The 16,278-nt window shown below is 70.9% G+C and carries 15 protein-coding genes; 7 read left to right on the top strand and 8 right to left on the bottom strand.

All coding sequences use genetic code 11. From position 1 onward, the window contains the following. Positions 1 to 205: 205 nt before the first annotated feature. Genes OG440_RS06305 through OG440_RS06285 form a run of 5 tightly spaced genes read left to right on the top strand, consistent with a single transcriptional unit; the run spans position 206 to position 4,067 of the window. Positions 206 to 1,375, top strand: a complete 1,170-nt coding sequence (locus OG440_RS06305; protein ID WP_406005834.1) for an ATP-binding protein — start codon at positions 206 to 208, stop codon at positions 1,373 to 1,375. Then, on the top strand, positions 1,372 to 1,773 hold the full coding sequence (locus OG440_RS06300; RefSeq protein WP_020125671.1) for a roadblock/LC7 domain-containing protein: 402 nt from the start codon (positions 1,372 to 1,374) through the stop codon (positions 1,771 to 1,773). Before OG440_RS06305 ends, OG440_RS06300 begins: the two co-directional genes overlap by 4 nt. Then, the gene (locus OG440_RS06295; RefSeq protein ID WP_355707309.1) at positions 1,770 to 2,147 is read left to right on the top strand and encodes a DUF742 domain-containing protein; all 378 of its coding nucleotides are present in this window, start codon (positions 1,770 to 1,772) and stop codon (positions 2,145 to 2,147) included. The genes OG440_RS06300 and OG440_RS06295 overlap by 4 nt, the downstream gene beginning before the upstream one ends. Continuing rightward, positions 2,122 to 2,715: an ATP/GTP-binding protein gene (locus OG440_RS06290; RefSeq protein WP_355707308.1), complete on the top strand. Its 594-nt coding sequence runs from the start codon at positions 2,122 to 2,124 to the stop codon at positions 2,713 to 2,715. The genes OG440_RS06295 and OG440_RS06290 overlap by 26 nt, the downstream gene beginning before the upstream one ends. An 8-nt stretch (positions 2,716 to 2,723) precedes the next feature. Continuing rightward, positions 2,724 to 4,067 (top strand): cytochrome P450, encoded by a 1,344-nt coding sequence (locus tag OG440_RS06285; protein ID WP_406005833.1) that lies wholly within the window; start codon positions 2,724 to 2,726, stop codon positions 4,065 to 4,067. 305 nt (positions 4,068 to 4,372) lie between these two features. Here the strand turns inward: OG440_RS06285 and OG440_RS06280 are convergent, their stop codons facing one another. From OG440_RS06280 to OG440_RS06245, 8 genes are all read right to left on the bottom strand, one after another. Beyond that, positions 4,373 to 5,659 carry a flavin-containing monooxygenase gene (locus OG440_RS06280; protein ID WP_406005832.1) on the bottom strand — a complete coding sequence of 429 codons (1,287 nt, stop codon included), beginning with the start codon at positions 5,657 to 5,659 and terminating at the stop codon, positions 4,373 to 4,375. Between the two features lie 188 nt (positions 5,660 to 5,847). Beyond that, positions 5,848 to 6,546 (bottom strand): GntR family transcriptional regulator, encoded by a 699-nt coding sequence (locus OG440_RS06275; protein WP_406005831.1) that lies wholly within the window; start codon positions 6,544 to 6,546, stop codon positions 5,848 to 5,850. Between the two features lie 99 nt (positions 6,547 to 6,645). Beyond that, positions 6,646 to 7,647, bottom strand: coding sequence for a proline racemase family protein (locus tag OG440_RS06270; RefSeq protein WP_406005830.1), 1,002 nt, complete (start codon positions 7,645 to 7,647; stop codon positions 6,646 to 6,648). 40 nt (positions 7,648 to 7,687) lie between these two features. Then, positions 7,688 to 8,620, bottom strand: coding sequence for a dihydrodipicolinate synthase family protein (locus OG440_RS06265; protein WP_406011269.1), 933 nt, complete (start codon positions 8,618 to 8,620; stop codon positions 7,688 to 7,690). A 38-nt stretch (positions 8,621 to 8,658) separates the two neighbouring features. Then, positions 8,659 to 10,065 (bottom strand): NAD(P)/FAD-dependent oxidoreductase, encoded by a 1,407-nt coding sequence (locus OG440_RS06260; protein WP_406005829.1) that lies wholly within the window; start codon positions 10,063 to 10,065, stop codon positions 8,659 to 8,661. Further along, the gene (locus tag OG440_RS06255; protein WP_406005828.1) at positions 10,062 to 10,388 is read right to left on the bottom strand and encodes a (2Fe-2S)-binding protein; all 327 of its coding nucleotides are present in this window, start codon (positions 10,386 to 10,388) and stop codon (positions 10,062 to 10,064) included. Before OG440_RS06255 ends, OG440_RS06260 begins: the two co-directional genes overlap by 4 nt. Beyond that, complete coding sequence (locus OG440_RS06250) at positions 10,376 to 11,566, bottom strand: NAD(P)/FAD-dependent oxidoreductase (RefSeq protein WP_406005827.1); 1,191 nt, start codon at positions 11,564 to 11,566, stop codon at positions 10,376 to 10,378. Before OG440_RS06250 ends, OG440_RS06255 begins: the two co-directional genes overlap by 13 nt. A 78-nt stretch (positions 11,567 to 11,644) precedes the next feature. Further along, positions 11,645 to 12,442 carry a hypothetical protein gene (locus tag OG440_RS06245; RefSeq protein ID WP_406011268.1) on the bottom strand — a complete coding sequence of 266 codons (798 nt, stop codon included), beginning with the start codon at positions 12,440 to 12,442 and terminating at the stop codon, positions 11,645 to 11,647. A 459-nt stretch (positions 12,443 to 12,901) separates the two neighbouring features. On the opposite strand from OG440_RS06245, the gene OG440_RS06240 reads away from it, so the two are divergent. After that, the gene (locus OG440_RS06240) at positions 12,902 to 13,606 is read left to right on the top strand and encodes a DNA polymerase beta superfamily protein (protein WP_406005826.1); all 705 of its coding nucleotides are present in this window, start codon (positions 12,902 to 12,904) and stop codon (positions 13,604 to 13,606) included. Positions 13,607 to 14,033: 427 nt separating this feature from the next. Further along, complete coding sequence (locus OG440_RS06235) at positions 14,034 to 16,253, top strand: elongation factor G (RefSeq protein WP_406005825.1); 2,220 nt, start codon at positions 14,034 to 14,036, stop codon at positions 16,251 to 16,253. Positions 16,254 to 16,278 lie beyond the last annotated feature (25 nt).

The raw sequence follows: 16,278 nt of genomic DNA, 5'->3' as shown, positions 1-16,278 counted from the left end.
ACGTCAGTACCCATATTGACGGTCTGTGACGTCATCTTGTGGTGATACGATCACGCTCGCTTGTAGAGCGGGCGGATGGGTGCAAGACGACATCTCCGACTACGGGGACAGTCCGGGCGGTCACCCGTCAATGCGGACGGTCCGCCGGTCCACCCGCGTTGACGGGAATTCAGCAACTGGCCGTCAGTCGCCTGAAGAGAGTCTTATGACGCATTACATACAGAACCCGGTACTCTGGGCTCTCCTCGCGGCCGTACTCGTCGCAGTCGCCCTCATTGTTCGCCAGCGCAGGGCGGCGCGTGCCTTAAGGCAGGAGATCGCGGGGCTCAAGTCTCACTACTCCGCGTTGGAAAACGAGTACGCGCAATCCGTCGAGGCAGCTCGGGAACGAGCCGAAGAGGCTACGAAAACGGTCCTCAAGTCCGCGATGCGGACCCTTCAGGGCCTTGCCGCGGAACAGCAGTTGATTGTTTCCCGACTGCAGAACAAATATGGCGAGTCGGTTATTCTCCAGGACCTCCTGGAGATCGACCACACCAATTCGCAGTTCGGTCGACGAGCCCAGTCCATCGCCGTTCTCTGTGACGGCTGGCTGGGACGCGCGCGCGATGTCGCGTCCGTCTACGACGTGGTACGCAGCGCGCAGGGCAGGGTCCGCCATTACCGGCGGGTGGAAATCCTCTCGCAGGTCGACTTCGGCATCACGAGCCGAGCGGTCGAACCGGTCGCGCTGGCCCTCGCCGAACTGCTCGACAACGCGACCAGCTATTCCAGCCCGGACACGGTCGTCGAAATCAACATCCGCACGGTGCCCAAGGGTATTTGCATCGTCGTCGACGACGCCGGTGTCGGTATGAACGACGAAGAGCGCGCCCGTGCCGACAAGCTCCTGTCGAGCCAGCGGGTCTCGGGTGTCTCCGCGCTCGGCAATCCGCCGCAGTTCGGCTTCGCGGTCATCGGTGTGCTCAGCGAGCGCTTCGGCTTCGAGGTCTCGGTGGACTCCACCTCCCCCTACGGAGGCGTCCGGGCGGTTCTCCTCCTGCCGCACGACCTGCTCACCAACGCACCCGAGCAGAAGGAGCCGGCTCCGGTCGCTTCCGGCGTCGGCGCCCCGGCTCGCAGTGGGCCCGAAAGCGGGAATCCCGCCACCGGCACCACCGCCGACGGCCTGCCGAAGCGGCGTCGCAAGCGGCCCATGGCCATCGTGCCCGGCAGTGCGTCCGCGGCCACTCCCGCCCGCACGGGCGCCGAGACGGCGGCGATCATGGGTGCCTTCCAGCGGGGCACCCAGTCGGGCCGGGCCACGCCTGCGAGTCCCGCGGAAAAGTCGAGCAGCACCCGTGGTGCTGGCAGCGAAGGGCATGAGATCTCGTGAACGACGATCTGTCATGGATGCTTGACAGCGCCTTGGAGATACCCGGGGCCCTGCATGCGGTCCTCATCTCCGCGGACGGCCTGCTGATGGCGCGGACGCAGGACTTCGACAAGGACGACGCGGACCGGGTGGCCGCCGCGATGAGCGGGGTGCAGTCGCTCAGCCGCTCGCTCGCGTTCTTCTGCGAGGACCCGCAAATGGGGTGGCGGCAGACACTGGTCGAGTTCGACGGGGGATGGGTCTTCCTGATCTCCGCCGGCGAGGGCGCCTACCTGGGCGTCTCCGCCTCGCCGGACGTCGACATGGCGGACATCACCTTCCGGATGCAGCAGCTCGTCGGCCAGCTCGGCAAGGCGCTGACGACTCCGCCGCGCGAGAACCTTGGCGCGCGGTCATGAACGGCTTCGACGAACTGGAGCCGCAGACGCCGGAGTTAGTGCGTCCGTACGTCATCACCAAGGGGCGCGGGCTGCCCGACGAAGGACAGCTGTCCCTCATCACCCTGGTCACGGCGGCCGCCGATCACGAGCAGCGGCCGACCCGGCTGTCCCCCGAGGAACAGAACCTGTTGGACCTGTGCTCGGCCGGCTACCTGTCGGTCGCCGAGATCGCCGGGCACACCCAACTGCCCCTGGGTGTGGTGAAGATCCTCCTCGCCGCCCTCACCGAAGGCGGCTACCTCGTCACCCGCCCGCCGGTGCAGCGGGCCCCGCTCGCCGACCGGGACATCCTGGAGGAGGTGCTGAATGGTCTCAGGGCCAAGTTTGGATGAGCAGGCCTACGTCCGTGACGGGGCGACGCAGACGGCGGTGAAGATCCTCGTCGTGGGTCACTTCGCGGTCGGCAAGACGACGTTCATCGGAGCGATCTCCGAGATCGAGCCGTTGACCACCGAGGAGACGATGACGCGGGCAGCCGAGTCGGTCGACGACCTCAAGGGAGTCCAGGGCAAGACCACCACCACGGTCGCCATGGACTTCGGGCGCCTCACCATCAGCGAACGTGTCGTGCTCTACCTGTTCGGCACGCCGGGCCAGCAGCGTTTCGTGCAGATGTGGGAGGACATGGCGCGCGGCGCCCTCGGCGCCCTGGTGCTCGTGGACCCCGAGCGGCTCGCGGACTCCTTCGCCGTGATCGACCTGATCGAGCAGTACGGACTCGACTACGCCATCGCCGTCAACCACTTCGACGGCACGCCTCTGCGGGACGAGATGGCCCTGCGCGACGCACTGGACCTGCTCGACGACACCCCCGTCGTCACCTGTGACGCGCGAGACGAGCGGTCTTCGGCCGACGCGCTGATCACCCTCGTCCGCCACCTCCAGGACCGTGCACACTAGGAGCAGACATGGACCAACCCACCGCACCCGTGCCCCCGCCCGGGTGCCCGGCGCACCAGGCCGGCGGCAGAGTGCCGTTGTACGGGCCGGAGTTCGCAGCCGATCCGCAGGCCTACTACACGTACCTGCGGCACTACGGGCCCACCGCACCCGTGGAGATCACCCCCGGAGTCGAGGCCACCCTCGTCACCGACTACGCCAGCGCCCTGCAACTCCTGCAGGACTCCGGCTCCTTCCGCAAGGACGCGCGCCGCTGGCGGGACTTCAACGAGGGTCGGATCGCCCCCGACAGTCCCGTCCTGCCCGTGCTCGCTCACCGGCCCAACTGCATGTACACCGACGGCGCCGAGCACCTGAGGCTGCGTCAGTCCATCACGGACAGCATGGCGCGCGTCGACCCGATGCAGCTGAGCCAGAGTGTCGAGAAGATCTCCGACTTCCTCATCTCCCAGTTCTCCGAGCGGGGTTCGGCCGACCTGATCGGCTCCTACGCCAAGCAGCTTCCGCTGTTCGTGTTCAACGAGCTCTTCGGCTGCACCGCCGACATCGGCGACCGCGTCTTCTTCGGCATCTCCGGCATGTTCGACGGAGTCAACGCCGACAAGGCCATCGAGGTGCTCTTCCAGGCCGTCGGCGAGCTGGTCGCCCTCAAGCGGCGCAAGCCCGGCGAGGACGTCACGTCCTGGCTGCTGCAGCATCACACGAACCTCACCGACGAGGAAATGCTGCACCAAGTCGCCCTGTTGCTGGGCGCGGGGGCCGAGGCGCTGGTCAATCTCATCGGCAACACCCTGCACCGGCTGCTCACCGACGATCGGTACGCCCACGAGGGCGGGCTGATCGACGAGGCGATGGACGACACGTTGTGGGAGAACCCGCCCATGACGAACTTCGCCGCCCACTACCCGGTCGCCGACATGGAGTTCGCCGGCCAGAAGCTCACCGCCGGCGACCTGATGCTGGTCAGCATCGCCGCAGCCAACACCGGCCCCGCGCTGTCGGCGGCGCGCAAGGCCGGCAGCAACCGGGCGCATCTCGCCTGGAGCGCCGGTCCGCACGCCTGTCCGTCGAAGGAGCCCGCCCGGCAGATCGCCGTGTCGGCCATCGAGACCCTCCTCAACCGGCTGCCCGACGTCACACTCAGCGTCCCCGAGGAGAGCCTGACGTGGCGTCCGGGACCCTTCAGCCGTGGTCTCGTCACGCTCCCCGCCCGGTTCACCGCGGTCAAGCCGGTGAGCCGGCCGGCCCGGCAGACGCCCGCCCGGCCCTCGGCTCGTGAGGGTGCCGCGGCGACCCGCCAGGCCGAACAGACAGGTGTGTGGAGCAAGTTCCTCAACTGGCTGACCAAGTGATGCGCCGGAATCTCGCAGTCCTCACGTCGATCGGGTGAACGTTCCGCCACGCGAAGGGTGAGCGCGCGGCACCGGGACTGCTCGCTAGCGACGACGAGAGGCCGTGTACCGCATCGCCCTCGACGCAGCCTCCGCCGCGCGACCCTCCGGACGATGTCCGGACCCGCCCTCCCCGGAATGCGCGTGCGCAGGCACGAAGGCCAGGTACCCGCCCCCAAGGGCGGGTACCTGCTGGTCCGAGGTGTTTCGGGAGCGTTCGCCGCGGGTGGGCCGGCGTTCCTCGCCGGTCCCGTGCCCGCCACATCTCACGCCGCGCGCAGTTGCTCCAGATACGGCGCCACGTCGACCTGGATCGATGCGCCCTCCCGCTGCCCGTACTGACCTGCGATCCCGCTCAGATACGTCGCAATCTCCTTGCGCATGATCTCCTCGTCCGGCAGCACCGCCTCGCCGGTGACGAGCCGCGCCACCCACTGTGTCTGTGCCTCCACCATCCGGGTGATCGAACCGACGGGGCGGACCAGACCGATGAAGAAGATCCCGGGACGGTCAGGGGCGACGACCCGCTTGTAGAGCTCGACCGTGCCCTGCGCGCCGACGGGACTGCCGGGCTCCAGGAAGGGGAAACCCATCTGGTAGCCGGTGCAGTACACCATCGCGTCCGCCTGCACCGATGTGCCGTCGGTGAAGGAGACCCGGTCGCCGTCGAGGGCGTCGATCGCGGGTTTCGGCGTGACCGCGCCGTGGCGGATACGGCTGAGGATCTCGTCGGAGATGGTGATCGCCGACGCGAAGATCGGATGGTCCGGCTCGGGCAGACCGTAGTCGCCGAGCTTGCCGCGGGCCACGAGCAGAGCCTGTTCGACGAAACGGCGCTGCTCGGACAGCGACATACCGATCCACCACGGCGCGTCGGCGATCGTGTCGAGGGCCATGCCGAACAACTGCTTGGGCACGATGTGCAGCCCCCGGCGCACCGAGAGGACCGTCTGTTCCGCGTATCTGGAGAGGTCCGAGGCGATGTCCACGGCCGAGGCGCCGAGCCCCACCACGACGACGCGCTGTCCGGCGTAGTCGCTGCCGTCTCGGTAGTCGAAGGAATGCTGAATCGTTCCTGTGAACGTCTCGGCGCCCCTCGGCAGAGCGGGCATCGACGGCTCCGAGTTGTGTCCGGAGGCGACGATCACGTGCGTGAAGCGCCGGGACGAGAGCGTGCCGTCGGCATCCCGGCTGACGACCGTCCACCCACCGTCGGCCTCCTGGCGCACGGACTCCACGGTCGTCCCCAGCTCGATGCGGTCCAGCACGCCGGCCCACTCGGCGAACGAACGCAGATAGTCGGCGATCTGGCTGTGCCGGGGGTAGAGCGGGTAGGAGGCGGGCATCGGGTAGGCGGAGTAACCCGTCAGCTGCTTCGCGGTGTTGAGATGCAGTGACAGATAGCCGGGGCCACTCTCGCCCGCCTGCGGCCGACGCCAGATCCCGCCGACGTCGCTCGCCTGCTCCAGACAGACGAAGTCGAGCCCCTCGGACTTCAGGGCGTGTGCCGTCGCCAGCCCGGACAGACCCGCACCGATCAGACACAGGCTCACGCGTTCCCCCACAGTTCTCACATCGCCCTTTCGCGCACGGGCAGTTGAATGCCCATCCGGCACTCTCTCCACGCTTCCCACACCAGCGACAAGGATCACAGCGGAGAAGATCGTGCCGAGGTGGCGGGAGAAAGGGGGACGGGTAGACGGGACGTCGTGGGGTGAGACGCCCACACCGGGGCGATTCGCTACTCGCGGGCGGAAGCCCACAGTCCTCGCACATGCCCGAGATGGCGTGTCATGACCGTGCGCACGGCACGTTCGTCGCGGGACAGCAGGGCGTCCAGCAGCTCCAGGTGTTCCTCGGCGGAGGCCAGCAGACGCCCCGACGCGGAGAGGGCGGTCAGGCCGTACAGGCGGGCGCGACCGCGCAGTTCGCGGACCACCTCGACGAGGTGGGTGTTGCCGGCCAGCGCGAGCAGCCCCAGGTGGAACCGGGTGTCCGCCTCGACGTAGGCGATGAGGTCACCCGCCACCGCCGCGGTGACGATCTCCCGGGCGGCCGGCCGCAGCGCCTCCAGCGACACCGGGTCGGCGGTCTTCGCCAGCGCCACCACCGTGGGGATCTCGATGAGCGCGCGGACGTGGGTGTACTCGTCCAGTTGCCGGTCGGAGACCTCGGTGACCCGGAACCCCTTGTTCGGGACGGCATCGACCAGGCCCTCCTTCGCCAGGTCGAGCATCGCCTCGCGCACGGGGGTCGCCGAGACGCCGAAGCGTGCGGCCAGGCCCGGCGCCGAGTACACCTCGCCGGGCAGCAGTTCACCCGCGATCAGCGCGGCCCGCAGGGCGTCGGCGACCCGCTCGCGGTAGCTGCTGCGCCGGCCGCCGAGCGAAGGAAGGGAGGGCACGGCGGCTGCCGGGCTGCTGTCGTGCGGGGCGGCCATGGGGATCTCCTGCAAACGGGGACATGGAAACGGCTGTGCCATGTCACGTATCTCTGTGCACCGTCAGTATCCATCGAGCCACGGCCGCCGCGGTGGGCGTCACAGCACGAAGCCCGCCGGGAACGGGTCCGTCGGGTCGAGCAGGTACTGGGCCGTGCCGGTGATCCAGGCTCGGCCCGTGAAGCTGGGCAACACGGCCGGACGGCCCGCCACTTCGGTGGTGCCGAGCAGTCGGCCGGTGAACCTGGTGCCGATGAACGACTCGTTCACGAACTCGGTGTGCAAAGGCAGTTCACCCCGGGCGTGCAGTTGCGCCATGCGGGCGCTCGTCCCCGTACCGCAGGGCGAGCGGTCGAACCAGCCGGGGTGGATGGCCATCGCGTGCCGGGAATGACGGGCGGTGGCACCGGGCGCGTACAGGTGGACGTGGTGACAGCCGCGGATGGAGGGGTCTTCGGGGTGTACCGGCTCCAGCTCGGAGTTGATCACCTCCATGAGGGACAGGCCGGCGCGCAGGATGTCGTCCTTGCGTGCGCGGTCGAAGGGCAGCCCGAACTCCTCCAGTGGCAGGATCGCGTAGAAGTTGCCCCCGTACGCCAGGTCGTACGTCACGGTACGGCCGTCGGGCAGTGTCGCCTCGCGATCCAGCGCGACGGCGAAGGAGGGGACGTTCCGCAAGGTCACGGACGTGGCCGCGCCGTCCTCGACCGTCACCTCGGCGACGACGGGACCGGCCGGCGTGTCCAGGCGGATGGTGGTGACCGGTTCGACCACCTCGACCATGCCCGTCTCCACGAGTACCGTCGCCACCCCGATCGTCCCGTGCCCGCACATCGGCAGATAGCCCGAGACCTCGATGTACAGGACGCCCCAGTCGCAGTCCGGCCGGGTGGACGGCTGGAGGATCGCGCCGCTCATGGCGGAGTGACCCCGCGGCTCGTTCATCAGCAACTGCTTGACGTCGTCGCGGTGTTCGCGGAAATGGAGCCGCCGTTCGTTCATCGTCGCGCCGGGGACGGTGCCGATCCCGCCGGTGATCACCCGGGTGGGCATGCCCTCGGTGTGCGAGTCGACGGCGTGCAGGACGAGCTTGCTGCGCACGAAGTCGCCTTCTCTCTCTCGAAGTCGAATGGCCGGGTGCTTACGCCAGACCGGCCGCGACGGCCTTCTCGGTCGCCGCGCGGACGGCCGCCTCGTGCTCCGGTGACAGCGGGACCCGTGGCGGGCGGCAGCCCCCGCCGTGGCGCCCCACGACGTCCATCGAGAGTTTGATCGCCTGGACGAATTCGACCCGCGAGTCCCAGCGCAGCAACGGGTGAAGCCGACGGTACAAGGGAAGCGCGGTGCTGAGATCACCGGCTGCCGCCGCCCGGTACAACTCCACCGAGGACTTCGGCAGCGCGTTGGGGTAACCGGCCACCCAGCCCTTGGCGCCCGCCACGGCCAGTTCCAGCAGCACATCGTCGGCACCGATCAACAGGTCCAGTTCCGGGACGAGTTCGGCGATCCGGTAGGCGCGGCGGACGTCGCCCGAGAACTCCTTGACGCCGTGGATGTGCCCCTCGCCGTGCAGTCGGGCCAGCAGTTCGGGGACGAGGTCGACCTTCGTGTCGATCGGGTTGTTGTACGCCACGACCGGCAGGCCCGCCGCGGCGACCTCCGCGTAGTGGGCCACGACGGCACGCTCGTCCGCGCGGTAGGCGTTGGGCGGGAGCAGCATCACCGCCGAGCAGCCCGCGGCGGCGGCCTGCTCGGTCCAACGGCGGGCCTCCGCCGAGCCGTACGCGGCGACGCCGGGCATCACCCGCTCGCCGCCGATCGCGGCCACCGCGGTCTCCACCACCCTGGCGCGTTCCTCGGGGGTGAGCACCTGGTACTCGCCGAGAGAGCCGTTGGGTACGACACCGTCACAGCCGTTCGCCACCAGCCAGGCGCAGTGCTCGGCGTACCGGTCGTAGTCGACGGAGAGGTCGTCGCGGAGCGGAAGCGCGGTGGCGACGAGGACGCCACGCCAGGGGCGGTGCGGCGAGGTCACGGGAGCAGGGGGAGAGGCGGGGGCGGTGGAGTCGGGCATACGGTGGGTCATCCCTTCCGAAGGTGCCGTGTGACATATCACTGGGGGGTCGGGGGATCGGCCGGAGCGGCCAGCACACCCAGGGGCACGGGGCGGGCCAGCAACCGCCGTGCCGGAGTGAGTGCACAGCCGGCGACTGCGGCCACTCCGGGCTCGCACACGCGGCCCTGGCACCATCCCATGCCGGCCCGGGTCAGCAGTTTCACGGTGCGCAGGTCACCCGCGCCGAGCGTGTCGACGGCCTCGCGGACGGCGCCGGCGGTGACCTCCTCGCAGCGGCACACGACCGTCTCGTCCGTGACCTGCTCCGTCCACCGGGCAGGCCGGGCGGCATACGCGGCGTCCAAGGCCGCGAAGAACGACCGCAGCCTGGTACGCGCCCGCGCGGCCGGGGCCCACTCCCGCGGGTCGGGGGCCGTGCCCGTCAGTCTTGCCGCCGCCGACCGTCCGGCGATGTGCCCCTCGGCGAGCGACAGCGCCGAGCCGCCGACCCCCGTGGTCTCGCCGGCGGCCCAGACGCCGGGGACGTCGGTGCGCTGTTCGTCGTCGACCCACACGCCCGGCCCGTCGACACGGCAGCCGAGCCCGTCCGCGAGGTCGGTGTGCGGAAGGAGGCCGTGGCCCACGGCGAGGGTGTCGCAGACGACGCGTCGTTCCGAGCCGGGCACCGGTCGGCCTTCCGAGTCCAGCGCGGCTACGGTGACTGCCTCCAGCCGCTCCGTCCCGTGCGCCTCCAGCACGACATGACGGGTCATCACCGACACGCGTTGACGCAGGAGTCGGGTCGCGTACGAGGCTCCCTCGGCGAGCTTCGCGGGAGCACCCACCCAGGTCCGCGCCCGACGGGTGAAATCCCTCGGTCCGGCCGACTCCACCAGGGCGACGACCCGGGCTCCCGCGGCCGCGAGGCCGGTGGCGACGGGAAGCAGCAGGGGACCCGTGCCGGCCACGACCGTCGTACGGCCGGGCACGACGAGCCCGCCCTTCAGCAGTGCCTGGGCACCGCCCGCGGTGACCACGCCGGGCAGTGTCCAGCCGGGGAACGGCAGGACCTTCTCGTAGCCGCCGGTCGCCAGCAACACCCCGTCGGCGCGGACCGCGACGGACTCCTCCTGCTCCGGACCGATCAGTGCGTGCACGGTCAGGTCGCCCGATCGCCCCTGCACGCACCACACATGATGATCGCTCAGGTGAGTGATGCGGTCGGCGGCGAGGTGGGCGCCGAGCCCGTCCCGCAGTCGCTCCCAGGTGCGCCACTGGTGATGGAGGGCCTGTGGGCGTAGCGCGCCGAGTCCCCGTGCGGGCTGCCGGTAGAACTGCCCGCCCGGCTCGGCGGCGGAGTCGATCAGGACCACGCGTACGCCACGGGCGGCGGCGGCCAGGGCGGCGGCGAGTCCGGCCGGGCCCGCTCCGATCACCGCCAGTACCGGGCGGAGCGTGGTCATCGCGGCCCCGCTTCCTCGTGACCCGCTTCCTCATGGCCCGTCCCCACCTGCGTACGGACGTCCGCGCCCGGAACCGCCGTCACCAGGCAGGCCCGTCGGCCGGGCCGGCCGTCGACGGTCACCAGGCAGTCGAAGCACACGCCGATCCCGCAGAAGACCCCGCGCGCACGCCCCTCGCCGCGCGTGGTGCGCCAGGCCGTGATGCCGGACGCCCACAGGGCGGCGGCGATCGTCTGACCGGGCAACGCCTCGATCTGCCGGCCGTCGAACGTCACGGTGAACGGAGCGCCGGGACGGGCGCGGGCCAGTTTCAGGGGATCCACGGCGCGGCCTCCTCGGCGAAACGGTCACGGTGGTCGGGACGGTCGAAGCGGTCGGGGCGGAACGGCGTCAGGTCCAGCTCCGGGCGTCGGCCGGTGAGTGTCCGCGCGATCAGGTGACCGGTGCCGGTCGCGAGGCCGATGCCCGCGCCTTCGTGACCGCAGGCGTGGAACAGTCCGGGCACACGTGGGTCGGGCCCGACGGCGGGCAGATGGTCGGGCAGGTAGGGGCGGAAGCCGAGGTAGGCGCGCATCGCCCGTACGTGTTCCAGGAACGGGAACAGGCGCGTCGCGCCCGCCGCCAGGGCGCGTACGACCGGCAGCGAGAACGACCGGTCGAAACCCACCCGTTCACGGCTCGCGCCGATCAGCACGGGCCCGGCGGCGGTCCCCTCGACGACCGGCGAGGTCTGCAGGGCGGCGGAGTCGCTCGCCACGTCGGCCACGTAGTCGGCGGCGTAGACCTTGTGCCGTACCCGGCGCGGCAACGGCTCGGTGACCAGGACGAATCCGCGGCGGGGGAGCACGGGCAGCGTGACCCCCGCCAGTGCGGCGACCTCGGACCCCCAGGTCCCGGCCGCGTTCACCACGGCCGGCGCCAGGATGTCGCCCCGGTCGGTACGTACGCCCCGCACCGCACCGGTGGTGTCGCGCAGGACCCGCGTCACCGTGCGACCGGTCTCCAGACGCGCGCCCGAGGCCCGTACGAGGTGGGCCGCGGCCAGGGTGGGCATCACCTGGGCGTCCTGCGGGTACAGCACCCCACCCGCGAGGCCGCGTGCCAAATACGGTTCCAGGTCGTGGAGTTGATCCGCCCGGACACGATCCGCCGACACCCCGGCCGCGCGCTGGCCGGCCGCCAGGTCCGTCAGGGCGTCAAGCGATGTGGGGGAGGAGGCGACGACGAGACCGCCCTTGGGTTCGTACTCGAAGGCGGCGCCCCGCTCTTGTGCGAGCTCATCCCACAACCGAGCCGACAGCAGCGCCAGTTGGAGTTCGGGCCCGGGCTCCTTGTCGGAGACGAGGAGATTGCCCTCGCCCGCGCCCGTCGTGCCGCCGGCCACCGGACCCCGGTCGACCAGGATCACGTCCAGTCCGGCACGGGCCGCGTACAGCGCGCAGGCGGCGCCCACCATCCCGGCGCCGACGACCACGACGTCACCGCTCGGTCGCTTGGTCACGCCGGTAATATGTCACATGGTGCAGAGGTGGGGAAGAAGGCCGGAGCGGCGGGGGATCGCCCGCCCGAGCCGCCGCGCTCAGTCGAACTCGCTGGGCTCCGACGCCGGTGAACGGCCTTCCTGCACGTCCTTGAGCCGGTTCGTGCCCTGGCTGACGGCGGTCTCGGTGCTGTCGTGGTCCGCTCCGTCGGTACCGCCGTTGGTCACCGTGATGGCGTCGTCCCCGACCCGTACGACGGCGACGTCTATGGTGAGGGTGACCGGGGTGCCGCCGGAGGGGCCCGCCACCGTGACGGTGAGACCCTGCCGGGTGTCGCCCGACTTGGGCAGGGAGGCCTCGACGACCTGCACGGTGCGGGTGGACCCGTCCGAGCCGACCGCGTTGAACTGGTCACAGGCGGTCGGAAGGCTCTTGAGCCAGTCGAACGACTGGTCCAGGCTTGCCGGTTGGTAGGCGGCGACCTGGTAGAGCAGCCGGGAGTTCCCCTCGGTGAAGCCGGTGAGCGCCGACGGGCCGGGCGGCGGCCCCAGGAGGTCCTCGTCGTACAGCCCGTCGAGCAGACGCTGGCAGTCGGCGGCCTGCGTCTTGCCGGTGAGGAACTGCGCGGCGTCGACCGTGCCGATCAGCAACTGGTTCCGCCAGCTGGCCGCGGTCTGCACCTGCGTCCAGTTGTCCTCGAGGTCTCCCGCGGTGATCAGCGCCGTCTGCGCGCCGGCCGAGGTGAGCGGCGTGGGGGTGGGGGACGCGGTGGCGGTCCCCTGGCCGGCGGACGAGGTCGCGCCGGCGCTCGCGTCGGTCGACGCGCTGTCGTCCCCGTCGTCGGAGCAGGCCGCCGTGGCCAGTAGCGTTCCGACGGCCAGGGCGACGGCCAGCACACGGACCGGACGGCCGGGACGCGTCGGCCCGGCCGGACCGGACGGCCCGGCGGGACGGGGTGGGGTGGACGGGCGGGACGACAGGCGAGGACTGGTCACGAATACCTCCTGAGGACGGTTCGGGGGCGGGGCGGGGCGGGCCGGTCCCGCGTGGGCGCGCCCCGGGCGGGTTCCCGAGGGATTCCTCTCGTCGACCTGGGTGCTTGCCAGGCACCCTGTGGGCTCTGCTGCTACCTCTGCACCTACACGGCACCACCGGCCGGGCCGCTCGACCAGCGCACTGATCCGTACGGGTGAAGCGGCCGGCGAGGTGGGTCACGGGACGGAGCGCGGGCGGAGCAGGCCGTCCGGCCGGAAAATACGAGGTGGGCCACGCTGGAGCCGGGGCATGATGGCGGTGCTGCCGCCCGGCCGTTACGGGGGCGGGTGATCACCACCAGGGAACGACCGGGGGCTCCTGTGACCGTCACCAACCTCCTGCTGTCCGGCATCGTGGGCTCGACCGCCTACGGGCTCGCCCACGAAGGCTCCGACGTGGACCGCCTCGGCATGTTCGCCGCCCCCACCGAAGACCTGCACGGCCTGCGCCAGCCGAAGGAGTCGCACGTCAGCACGGCGCCCGACCGCACCCTGCACGAGGCCGCGAAGTGGTGCCGGCTCGCCCTCGGCGGCAACCCGACGGTGATGGAACTCGTCTGGCTGCCGGACGAGTTGTACGAGGTGCGGACCGCCCTCGGTGACGAACTCATCGGCCTCCGTGCGACGTTGCTCAGCGCCGGCCGGGTCCGCGACGCCTATCTCGGCTACGCCACACAGCAGTTCCGGAAACTGCAGAACCGCAGCCGGGGTTCCCTCCTCGCGGAGACCCGCAAACGGACCGCCAAGCACGCCCGTCACCTCAAGCGACTGTGCACCCAGGGCCACGAGCTGTATGCCACCGGCCGGTTGACGATCCGCGTCGAGGATCCCGAGAGCTATCACGCGTTCGGAGAGCAGGTCGCGGCCGATCCCGAGGCCGCGCTGCCGCTGCTGCGCGGCTTCGAGGAGGCGTTCGCCGAGACGCGCAGCGTGCTGCCCGAGCAGCCTGACGAAAGGGCGGCCGACGCGTGGCTGCGCCGGGTGCGCAGGCAGTTCTACACGGCGACGCAGGCCACGCACGAGTGACCGGCGGACGCGCGTGTGCCGCGCGGCAGAGCGAAGCCGCACGGCGTCCGCCGTGGGACGGGGGCGGTAAATCGCGTGCGCGGCGCGCCCGTTCGCTCCTACACTCCCCAGAACCGAGCGCGGCCCACGACACGGGCAGCGCCGTACCGAGACGAACGAGGGGAGCCCGGCCATGCGTGACCACACCGCTGTCGTCGCTCCCCGCTCCCGCTACGAGGTGATCCTCGTGTCTCCGTCCGTCCGGTGCTCGCTGCGCGGCCGGCACCGGATGTCCTGACGGACGCCCTGAAGACCCCGATACATCGCTGATGTGCCCCGTTCCGAGGGCACGTCAGCGCGTCGGCACGTAGCTCCGGCTCACCTGCCTCGGCGTACGTCCGGAAATCGCGCTGCCCGTTCTCGGAGACATCCCGAAAGGCCAAGGGCCGTGCGCAACCACCTCGACCGTCATCTGTCCGCCGTGCGCAACCTGGGCATCCTCGCCCACGTCGACGCCGGGAAGACCACCGTCACGGAGCGGATCCTGTATGCCACCGGGACCACGCACAAGCGCGGCGAGGTCCACGACGGCACGACCATCACGGACTTCGACCCCCAGGAGCGCGACCGTGGCATCACCATCTTCGCCGCGGCCGTCAGCTGCGACTGGGACGGTCACCGCATCAACCTGATCGACACCCCCGGGCACGTCGACTTCGCCGACGAGGTCGAACGATCCTTGCGGGTGCTCGACGGGGCGGTGGCGGTGTTCGACGCCGTCGCGGGGGTGGAACCGCAGAGCGAGTCCGTGTGGCGGCAGGCCGACCGCCACGGCGTACCGAGGATCGCGTTCGTCAACAAGCTGGACCGGGTGGGCGCCGATCTCGACGCGGCGGTGACGTCGATCCGGGAACGGCTCCATCCGGTCCCGCTGGTCGTGCAACTGCCCATCGGGACGGAGGACGGCTTCACGGGCGTCGTCGACCTGCTGCGCATGCGGGCGCTGACCTGGAGCGACGGCGGCGAGACGACGGTCGACGACGTCGTGCCGGAGGGCCTTCGACAGGAGGCGCTGCGCCGGCGCCGGCTGCTGGAGGAAGCCGTGGCGGAGCGGCACCCGGCCGCGTTGGAGGAGTTCTGCGACCGGGAGACACTCTCCGCGCAGACCCTCTCCGGTGCCCTGCGCGAGCTGACCCGGACGGGCGACGCTGTGGTCGTCCTGTGCGGCTCGGCCTACCGCAACCGCGGCATCGAACCGCTGCTCGACGCCGTCGTCGCCTATCTGCCGTCGCCCTCGGACGTGCCGCCGGTACGCGGTGTGCCCGGTGGCGCAGCCGGTATGCGAAATACCGAGGGCGGTATGCGTGACACTGCCGACGGTATGCACGGTGGGGTCCACGGTGTGCAGGGCGGTGTCCACGGTATGCACCGAACCGTCGACCGTGGGCGCGAGAGTGTCGACGGTATGCAGGATGCCGTAGGCGAGGAACGGCCCGCCGACCCCGCCGCACCGTTCGCGGCGCTCGCGTTCAAGGTCGCCGCGACCCCCACGGGCCGGCTCACCTATCTGCGGGTGTACTCGGGCACGATCGAGAAAGGAGACGCGGTATGGGAGTCCGGCACGCGGCGCGTCGAGCGGATCGGCCGGATCCTGCGCGTGCAGGCCGACCGGCACGCACAGCTGGAACGCGCGGTCGCGGGGGACATCGTGGCGGTGATCGGGCTGAAGTCGGCCCGGGCGGGTTCGACGCTGAGCGCGCCGGGGGCGCCGGTCGTGCTCGAACCGCCGGGGGTCGCCGACCCGGTCGTCTCCGTGGCGGTCGAGGCGCGCACGAGCACCGACGCCGACCGGCTGGCCACGGCGCTGGCCCGGCTGGCCGAGGAGGACCCCTCGCTGGTCGTCCGGACCGATCCGGAGACCGGCCAGACGGTGCTGTCGGGCATGGGTGAACTGCACCTGGAGGTGGCGGTGGAGAAGGTCCGCCGCAGTCTGGGTCTCGAGGTCAACGTGGGTCGTCCGAGGGTGACCTACCGCGAGACGGTCGCCCGCGGGGTGTCCGGCCTGGTCTTCCGGCATGTCAAACAGGACGGTGGGGCCGGTCAGTTCGCGCACATCGTGCTCGACGTCGAGCCACTCGACGCGGACGGGACCGGAGGCGTTGCTGAAACCGGTTTCACGTTCCGTTCCGCGGTCGTCGGCGGACGGGTGCCGCAGGAGTACGTCCGCGCGGTCGAGGCCGGCTGCCGGGACGCCCTTGCCGAAGGGCCCCTGGGCGGGCACCCGGTCACCGGGCTGCGCGTCACCCTGACCGACGGGGCGACGCACGTGAAGGACTCCTCCGAGATGGCCTTCCGCACGGCCGGCCGGCTCGGGCTGCGGGAGGCGCTGCGCGGCTGCGCGATGGTCGTGCTGGAACCGGTGGTCGAGGTCGGGGTCACCGTTCCCGAGGACGCCGTCGGCGGCGTCCTGGGCGACCTCGCGGCACGGCGCGGGCGCATCACCGACTCCGCCGTGCGCGGCGGATCGGCGGTGGTCACCGCCACCGTGCCGCTGGCCGAACTGTTCGGCTACGCGACCCGGTTGCGCAGCCGGACGCAGGGCCGGGGCACCTTCTCGGCCCGGCCGACGGGGTACGCCCCGACGCCCGCGGCGGTGACGACGCGGTAGGCCCACGCTTCCCGCGAGGTCGCAG

Origin of the sequence: Streptomyces sp. NBC_00637 (assembly GCF_045161545.1) — a bacterium.
GTDB lineage: Bacteria > Actinomycetota > Actinomycetes > Streptomycetales > Streptomycetaceae > Streptomyces.
The sequence above is the reverse complement of the archived record's forward strand: the minus strand, read 5'-3'. Positions and strand labels throughout refer to the sequence as shown.